This is a genomic window from Robinsoniella sp. RHS, from assembly GCF_001029355.1.
Lineage (GTDB): Bacteria > Bacillota > Clostridia > Lachnospirales > Lachnospiraceae > Robinsoniella > Robinsoniella peoriensis.
The window spans coordinates 1-9,047 of the sequence record NZ_JNGB01000107.1; the positions used below are offsets into that span (position 1 = coordinate 1).

General features: G+C 41.5%; 6 protein-coding genes. All 6 read right to left on the reverse strand.

Annotated features, from left to right (window positions below):
• The coding region (locus RHS_RS24030) for a family 78 glycoside hydrolase catalytic domain (RefSeq protein ID WP_047834589.1) at positions 1-1,562 on the reverse strand (1,562 nt) is incomplete at its 3' end.
• Positions 1,525-3,054, reverse strand: a complete 1,530-nt coding sequence (locus tag RHS_RS24035; RefSeq protein ID WP_047834590.1) for a response regulator — start codon at positions 3,052-3,054, stop codon at positions 1,525-1,527. The genes RHS_RS24035 and RHS_RS24030, both read right to left, overlap by 38 nt.
• Before the next feature lie 238 nt (positions 3,055-3,292).
• A complete protein-coding gene (locus RHS_RS24040; protein WP_395023482.1) occupies positions 3,293-4,258 on the reverse strand; it encodes a phosphoglycerate dehydrogenase in 966 nt (321 codons plus the stop codon).
• An 88-nt stretch (positions 4,259-4,346) separates the two neighbouring features.
• Positions 4,347-5,267: a dihydrodipicolinate synthase family protein gene (locus tag RHS_RS24045; RefSeq protein ID WP_395023484.1), complete on the reverse strand. Its 921-nt coding sequence runs from the start codon at positions 5,265-5,267 to the stop codon at positions 4,347-4,349.
• Positions 5,248-8,448, reverse strand: a complete 3,201-nt coding sequence (locus RHS_RS24050) for a hypothetical protein (RefSeq protein WP_047834592.1) — start codon at positions 8,446-8,448, stop codon at positions 5,248-5,250. The genes RHS_RS24045 and RHS_RS24050 overlap by 20 nt, the downstream gene beginning before the upstream one ends.
• The coding region (locus RHS_RS24055; protein ID WP_047834593.1) for a helix-turn-helix domain-containing protein at positions 8,438-9,047 on the reverse strand (610 nt) is incomplete at its 5' end. The genes RHS_RS24055 and RHS_RS24050, both read right to left, overlap by 11 nt.

Genomic DNA, 9,047 nt, shown 5'->3' on the forward strand with positions numbered 1-9,047 from the left:
GCCAATGCATTTGCTCTTTCATCTACGATTTCACCCACTCCGTAATAATTGCCTTTCCAAAAATGCTCTTCAAATTTCTGTTCCATGGAGGCCATACGGTTTGTAAGAAAATCATGGTACTCTAACCTGGACAGACATTCCCCAACACGTTTCGCAAAAGAGAGTGCCATATAATACCATGTGTTTTCCAACACAATCTTATCCTGGTTATACAGATGGTCAAACCAGTACCAGTCACCTGTTCTGCTCTCTACGATCCCCTCTTCATTCATATCCCACAGCCTCAGGTAACGAACCATAGGTTCAAATGCCATTTCCAGAATCTCTCTATCCCCGGTAAATTCATAGTAGACTGATATCATCCCTAATTCACTGATTGCATTTAAACTTTGGGACGGAAGCTCGCTAGAATGGATACCCGGTACATTACCCACCAGACAATCACCTTTTCTTAATGAGATGAAGTTATGTATAGCTTTCTTAAGCAGTAAAACCGCATTCCGATCCAATGTATAAAAGATCTGAGGTGCCTGGACTGAGACATCCCCGATCCATTGCCCCCGCTCCCGGTCAGGACAGTCCATAAAATTATCCCTCATACAGAATTTTAATGTTCTGGCACATTTTTTCATCAAAGTGTTAACTTCCTCATTATCAGTGTGCATTACACCCATTAATTTCGTATCATACTCACAAATACGGTATCCAAGCCTTATAATGGAAACACTATCCGGGATATAAAAATGGAGTTCCTCACAAGCCATATAATCATAATTCAGGTATTGGTTATATCCTTTTTGGCATATGTATTCCGTCATGTGCCCCGCATATTGATTCATCTCATCTCCGGGCCCTCCATTTACTGTATAACGGTCATTTCTGATCTCTATGGTTTCATTCCCCTCAGCTTCAACTTCCATATAGGCCATGACATGCAGGGCGGTAGGTAATTTTAATACATATCTTCCGTCAGATTTCCTATATTCTGCGGAAATGACAGGCGAAAAAGAAAACAGAGGAACCGGACGCTCATAAAGACTCCCAAAATCTTCCCAACAGTATTCAACAGCATCTTTAAGCATTTCGTCATTTATTCGGTAATTTGCATTATAGCCAATATTGAAACCTCCATATAAATAGGATGGCTCCGCTTTGTCTGTCTCGAAATAACATGGATGACGCAGGCACTTCGTTGCAGAGTCACTGTATAGAGCCAGCTCCTCACATGCAAAGATCAAGCCTGCAGATTTAAGAGGCACATTGTTCCTTCCTCCGTTACCGTAATGCCATACAAGAATTTCCATAACATTCACCCCGGCTTTTATAAAATCCGTAATGGCAACCTTGTCTGCATATCCACTATTTTCACCATATGCATCCCGGAACAGCCCGCCGTCCAGAACGCATAAGTTCTGATTTATATATAGGAAATATCTGGTATCTGCTGATATAGAAAGAATATAATCACCTTCTTTTTCTACCTTAAAATTCTTTCTAAAATAAACCCAGTCATTATCTGATCGATTATTTTCTTCCCAAATCCACTTTGCACCTGTTAACATCCCTTTTATCCTCCTCAAAATTTTTTTCAAATCTTCTTTGAAAATCAGACGGCAGTTCCCCTGTAATATTTTTAAACACACGGCTAAAATAAGCAGCATCCTCATAGCCAAGCATTTTTGCTATTTCCCATAACCTTAAATCGGGCTGTAAACGCATAACCTCCTTTGCCTTTTCTACTTTCATCTTCATAAAATATTCTTTAAATGATGTTTTCTTATATGTTCGAAACAGCCTGCTAAAATATGTTTGTGAAATTCCAAAGTAATCACAGACCATCTCCATACTTAAAACTTCATTTATATGATTATTCAGATAATCTTCTATGGAATCCAGAAAGATCTCTTTACCAGTTTTTTCTGTTTCCGGCTTCCCCCGGGAAATGCTTCTTTGCAGAACAAACCAGAAGCTCTCCATTAATTCCCCCATATTGTTGGCATAACATACCGCCTCTTCAAGCAGCATGCTGTCTTCCAGTGTATCTGTATGGATATACTTTGACGCAAAATAGAAGATTGTCCGCAGGCTTTTCTCAACATGAATAAGCGGGCATTCATTTCTTTCCCATTCACTGAATAAGCGGATTATAGCTTTTTTAAGTTCTTCAATCTTATAATCCTTAATATAATGAGTTATTTGATCAATAACCGAGTCTGTAAGGGCTACTGTATAATCTTCCTGAGGCTTTAAACTGCTAAGCTCAATAAATGTTGTTTTTGAAACTATAATTCTGGAGTTTATTTCTTTTATCAGTATATGTACTGTATCCGCAAAGTCTTGAAGCATGATCTTTTTTGCTGAATAAACAGCAGTATAATATTCTCCCCGGCACCAGACCCGGGTAAACTCTTTCATTTTTGTTACGATATCTCTGTCTGAAATCAAAATAACCTCGGATTCATCTCTGCATGCTAATACCCAATAATGTCCTCCGGTATCCATATCAAAATTTATTTCCAGTTCATTTATCTGTATACCATATCGAAACGGAATGCCTTTTTTACGTATCAGCCCTATGTAATACCTGTCATTCATCAAATATTTGTTCATACCCGAAAATGTGGCATCATTTTTTACGATTAAATTTCTAAAACATTCATACTGTTTCTTTTGATACTTTTCATTTAAAGTATCTCTTAGTTTATTCATTAGCGTATTTATCTTATTTAAACTGATTGGTTTTAATAAATACTCCACAACACCATATCGAATAGCACTCTGCGCAAACTGAAAATCCTGATATCCGCTAATAATTACCAGTTCTATATCCAGATTGCGCGCCCTGATCTGCCTTAACAGCTCAATACCGTCCATTACAGGCATTCGAATATCCGAAAATACCATATCAGGGGATTTTTCTTCAATTAAAACAAGTGCCTCTTCGCCTGACCGGGCCTCTCCCACCACCTGCATATCTGGATAATGACGGTCAATCATATTTTTCAGAGAACGAAGTGCTAACGGTTCATCTTCTGCAATAATTATTTTATACATATACAGCCTCTCTTCACTTTTTCTTCTCTATCATAACAGCTTGTGCCGGTAAATTATATGGATAAACAAACACACAATACTGTAATTTTAAGCACACCATTTATTCTATTTGAATAACCGTCAATGCACAAATGGTTATTTCTACCATTTCAATGTTTAATTCTTGATGCAAAAAATGGCTGGCAGTCAGAATTAATTCTAACTGTCAGCCATTTTAGCATCCCTATTTAATTTTCGCTTATACTTCCAACTTATTTTCCGGCACTCTGCCCTCAAATATATCAATCAGTGCCTTCGCAGTCACCAAAGAAGTTTCTTCACAATTCTCAAACGTTTCCGCTGATGTATGAGGTGTGGCTATGTATTGCGGGAAGGAAAACAACGGATTCGTAAGATCCGCCGGTTCCTGTTCAAACACGTCCGTCCCCATCCCCCCGGCCTTACCTGACTGCAGCGCTTCTGCCAGTGCTGCCTCGTCCACCAGGCTTCCTCTTGCGGTGTTTACCAGAAGAACTCCGTCTTTCATTTCGGAAATAGTTTTTTCGTTAATGATATGCCTGGTTTCTTCATTTGCCGGCAAATGCATGGAAATAATATCACTGTTTCTTAGCACCTCTTCCATGCTGACTAATTCTACACCGTATTGCTCTGCCTGTCTGTAATCAGGGTATTTATCATACGCAATCACTCTGGGTTCAAATCCCATTAATCTCTTTGCCACATTTCTGGCTATCGCACCAAATCCCAACAACCCCACCGTACGGCTGCGCAGTTCATGAGACATGGTTCTGTCCCACCTGCCTTCTCTCACTGCATTATACAGACAGGGAATCTGCCTGGTCAGGCATAGCATCAGGCTAACCGCCTGTTCTGCTACTGCCGGGGCATTCACTCCCGGACAGTTTGTAACAGTGATTCCATGGTCTCTTGCCCCTTTAAGATCAATATTATCTACTCCTACCCCGAATCTTGCAATTCCTTTTAAGTTGGGTGACAATTTATATAATTCTTCATTCCAGGATTCTACACCTGCGATTACGCCGTCTGCATCTCCGGTCAGATCTTTTAATTCTTCAAACTGTAAAGGTCTTTGATATGGATTTTCAATGACTTCACAACCATAGTCCATCAGCAGTTTTTTACCGGGAGCACAGTACCTGGAATAGTTTGTGGCAGTTACCAATACCTTTTTCACCTTTTTCATTATTTACTCCTTTACCGGTATTCTCTATGCAAATAAGTGCTGCATCAAAAAATGTCCCGGACTTATATTGTTTTCTCATAATGTTTTCTCATAATGTTTTCTCAAACCATTTTGTCAGACGGTCCAGTTGTTCCACTTCTTTTCTGCCGGTATCATTACAAAGATCCGGACTTTTCGTTCTCGTTTGAAGTGAATTAAAATTGCCAATCTGCATCTGATAATATTTGGCATTGACCGGGTATGCCTTGCATTCAATAAATGAAGCTACGGTAAGAAAATCATTCCTTAATCTTGCCTTTTCAGGCTGTTCACGGAAATGACCGGTGAGCCAGGTGTAAATTTCCGGATGGAAATTCGCCATTACGCCGCTGTACCCGCTTGCGCCCAATTCCAGAGATTCCAAAAGAGTTGCTGAATTGGCATTGAACAGTTTTAATTCTGTTCCCTTAATCACCTTTAATTTTTCCTTTATATTTTCAATATCGCAGCTGGTGTCTTTTAGAAAATAGAAACGTCCGGTTTCGGCACACCACTTTAATAATTCCGGGGATATAATTCTTTTATAAGGATAAGGACACTCATAAAATCCAAGGGGCATGTCTTTTGGCAGGCGTTCCAGCAGATACTTCAGATTTTCCAGCCAGATCTCATCGCTTTGTGTTTCCTCTGCTAAGCGGTTTGTTAACAAAATTACTGCATCCACACCTGTTTCTGCAATTGCCTGTAATTCCTCAGCCTGATCATCCAGAGAATCGGAGATATGCCCGGATGCTATTACCGATGCTCTTTTACCCGCCTTTTTGACCACAAATTCTGCAATAGCTGCCCGCTCTTCCAACGATAAATAAAACATCTCACTGGACTGGCACACTGCAAACAGCCCCGCAGCTCCGGCATCTATATACCAGTCCACTATTTTCCCCAATGCTTCATAATCAACCTGATTTTTCTCCGTAAATGGCGTAAGCATTACCGGATATACTCCGTCCTTAAAGTTCATCATCATCATTTGTCTCCTTTTCTGCAATCCAAAACTGCGGGGTAGTTAAAATCCCCATTTCCTTTAGCTGATATTCATAACTCCATTTATTTCCCGTGGTTCTCCAAAGATTCGGTCCATACCACTCTTCCTGTGTATCTGCGTTATGAACCGCTCCAAAAGCATTAATACGGTTTCCGTACAGACGTATCGTCATTCGATGCCATCCCTCATTCACCTCGCCCAGATCCAGTATATAAGGTGCCAGTGCAATTGTTCCGCCTCTCTTTCCATCCAGATCTACCGTAATCAGCGCTCCACGGTAATGGGATGTCTCCAGACAGAGCCTGCCCTCTTTGCTATAAACAGATACCTCATACTCCATGTTTCCGGCATAAAAAGGGAATCCCTGGTTTACAAAGTTTCCATAATGTAATTCGCCGGGCATTTTTATCAGCTTCTTCATTCTGCCTGATACCTGCACCCCAAAGTTTCCCAGTAGATAGCACCATTCCACGTTTGTCTTCTTCTGAAACGGGATATGTATTACCAATTGGTTCTTACCTTTTTTTATCTGTCCCACCTTTCTCTTTCGGATGCACTCATCTACAAACCAGCCGGAATCCGCTCCATTTATAGGTTCACCATTCCACTCCATCCTCACATTTTCCGGATGCTCCATGGCAATTTCTGCCGATTCAACTACTGTTTCTGAATCTATGGTAAATCTTAATTTCAAAATATGTCGGGGAATTTCTTCTTCTTTCTGCGTCCAGGGCTGTGCCAGTGCCTCCATTCGAAGAGGATAACCCAATTCTTTCCGGAAAAGATTGTCAATGCGCAGGATTTCTTCCTCCGGCATGAATTCTCCATCATCAAATGCGTATTCAGCCATATCCAGCAGACATACATTCGGCTCAGTCAGGCGATACGAATCCGGCTGGGGCAGATCTTTCTTTTCTCTCACACTTTTATCCCATGAATAGCACAAGCTAGGCTTTTCTAGCTGCTTTTTTTCTTGCTGCTTTTTTTCTTCCTGCTTTTCTTTTTTCAACTCCAGCAACAGACTGTCATGCTGTGACCCATAATATATTATTTTAGTTTTTTGATCCGCATAATCAGCATGAATATCGTAAATCTCACCACTTAAGGTATCATAAACCACAGGGCTGTAAATTCCTTTCACCCAAATTTCCCACTTTTCCATATGGGTAATATGCTCATTTTGGGGTTTGTTTACATGGCAGATAAACAACCATTTTCGCTCTTCCTCTTCTCTGAGCTGATAGAACATATTTGCAGACCGTAGCCCGTTTTCTCTGTGCTCCATGCGTGTGGGGTCTTTTCCCTCTGTATTTTCCACACAGATATCAATATCTCTCCAGGGTTTTAATGCTTCTAACAGCTGGGATGATGAATACTGGATCTTTTCACATTGTTGTGAGAGGAGGACTACGGCATTACTTTCCACAGCATCTACATAACGTGGGATATTTCCCATAAATATGACTTTTCCACCATGTGCGGCGAATTCCTTTAACTTATCCACAGTAGAGGAACGCAGTGTGTGACATCCGGGGACAATTACCACTTCATAGTTCATTTCACCCATGCAGAACTTTTCCCTGCTGCCGTGCAATGATTTTGATCCATCACTTAAGAGTGCTTCTGAAATAAAGTCAAAGTCCAGAAGCCCGTAAAGCATCCAATCGATTACATTTGAAAAATTATACTCTAATTCCTGGCGGATGACGGCAGTCTGCTTCTGATTCCCCCAGTACATCCAGTAGGATTCCACCGGATGTATCACACCGATGCGTACCCCTGGCATGCCTCTTGTCAGCACCGCTGCAAGCCTGGCAAAATGATTTTCAATATAGGAATATTCTTTATACCATGGTGACTGGTAACCGATGCTTGCCGGATAATCCCGTTTTCCCTCACCTTCCATAGATGCCCAGGTCAGATGCGGAACCCGGACCGTTACTCCAAGAGCTGCCTGCCAGTCTCCCGCAAGTTTGTGATTTCTAAAATCAAAATCCCAACCGGTTACACCATAGATTTCACTCATTACGCCTTCCCGCCCATACTGGTGTGCCACGCTCTGCGCCTGTTTTGCGGTGGACAGTTCCCGCCTGTCACATAACATGTCAATTCCCGGAAGTCCAAATTCTTTCATCGGACGCATCACTTCCCCAGCTGCCATTGTCTGGGAATGAAGTGTCCACTCATTCATCATATGACCGGTAAGTGCAATGCCATGGCTGCTGCACCACGTTCCAGCATTGTCCCCAAAAGCTTCTGAAAACCGCTGGCACACATGTAAGTGGTACAGATACCGTACCTGAGATGCCTTCTGTTCTCCCAGTTCCCAGATCAGTTCCGGAAGATGATCCAGAACCGATATGCCAAAACATTTATAAAAAGTATCCTCAAAATCATCTGTAAACGGCAGAATTACCGGTTTATATGTAAAGGGTGTATCCAGTACTTCCTTGTGGCTGGTCTGCGGTTCATCCGTAAATATAGCCGGTATCTGTCCCCCAAAATCTTTCCCCAGCTCTCTGTAATATACCTCATGGGTCAATTCTATAAACCGGTCAATTGCCTTCTTATCCAGGGTATTTACATAAGCCTGATTATTAAACCACGGCGTATCACCTGAGATCTCCAAACTGGCTGTCCATACATTTCCCCCTTCTTCTCCCGGTTTTAGAACCCGTCCGCTTATTAAATATCCTTTCGGATCCAGTTTAATCTCATATCTTGCAAGTAACTTGTTATGATTACTCCGCACTGCTTTTGCCGCTGACATAGGTGTCTCTTCTGCAGCGTCCGTCCAGTTCTCCGGCTGGAATACCAGAAACCTGGAACGGTAAGCTTGCTCCCTGGTGACCATTCCCCCTGCACTGCCGGAGGGCCAGCGGTCCTCATCATAGAGCCAGCACAGCAGATCCTGCCTTTTTGCCTCATCTTTGCAGGCTTTCACATCCTCCAGGAATTCTCTGCCCATATATCCAGTATCCAGACCTACACGGCAGTGAATATGGAATCCGCCCATCCCCATTTCTTTAAAATAAGAGATCTGTTTTAACAATTGTTTCTGATCCAGCCTGCAGTTCCACGCCCAGAACGGTGCTCCGCGGTATTCACATCCGGGATTCTGAAACTCCTCCCCGCTCAGCGCCTCTGTTTTTAATTTATAAAGCATTCCTTTTCTTCTCCTTTACCCGATATTCTAAAGGTGTTAAACCTGTTAATTTTTTAAATACCTTAAAAAAGTATTTTGGATTGGAATAGCCGATTTCATCCGAAATACGGTCTGCACTTAAATCTGTTTCCTTTAATAACTGCTTTGCCTTTTCCAGCCTGATCTCTCCCAGATACTCATTAAAGCTTTTATCCAGCTTTTCTTTTAAAAGGCTGCTGCAATACGCTGGTGTTACAAAAAATTCAGAAGAAATCATCTGAAGGGTCAGTTTACGGTGATAATTTCTTTGGATATAAGCCTGAACGGAATGAAACAGCTGATTCTGATCCGGGCTTTTCAATTGAATAGAATTTATGATCAGCGTAATATAACCTGATATTTCATTTTTCATCTTACCCAGGTCATCGCAGTAAAGATATCGTTTATAAAATACACTCATGATATCATCAGTATCCACACCCACTCCCACCGCATACTGGTTTACCATTGAAACAATGCTTTCACACGCATTTCCAATCGCTTTCAGGGAGTATCTTTTCGTATCCATTTGATCAAAATATGCCTCCATGATCTCTCTTGCCTGTTCCTGATGGTATTTG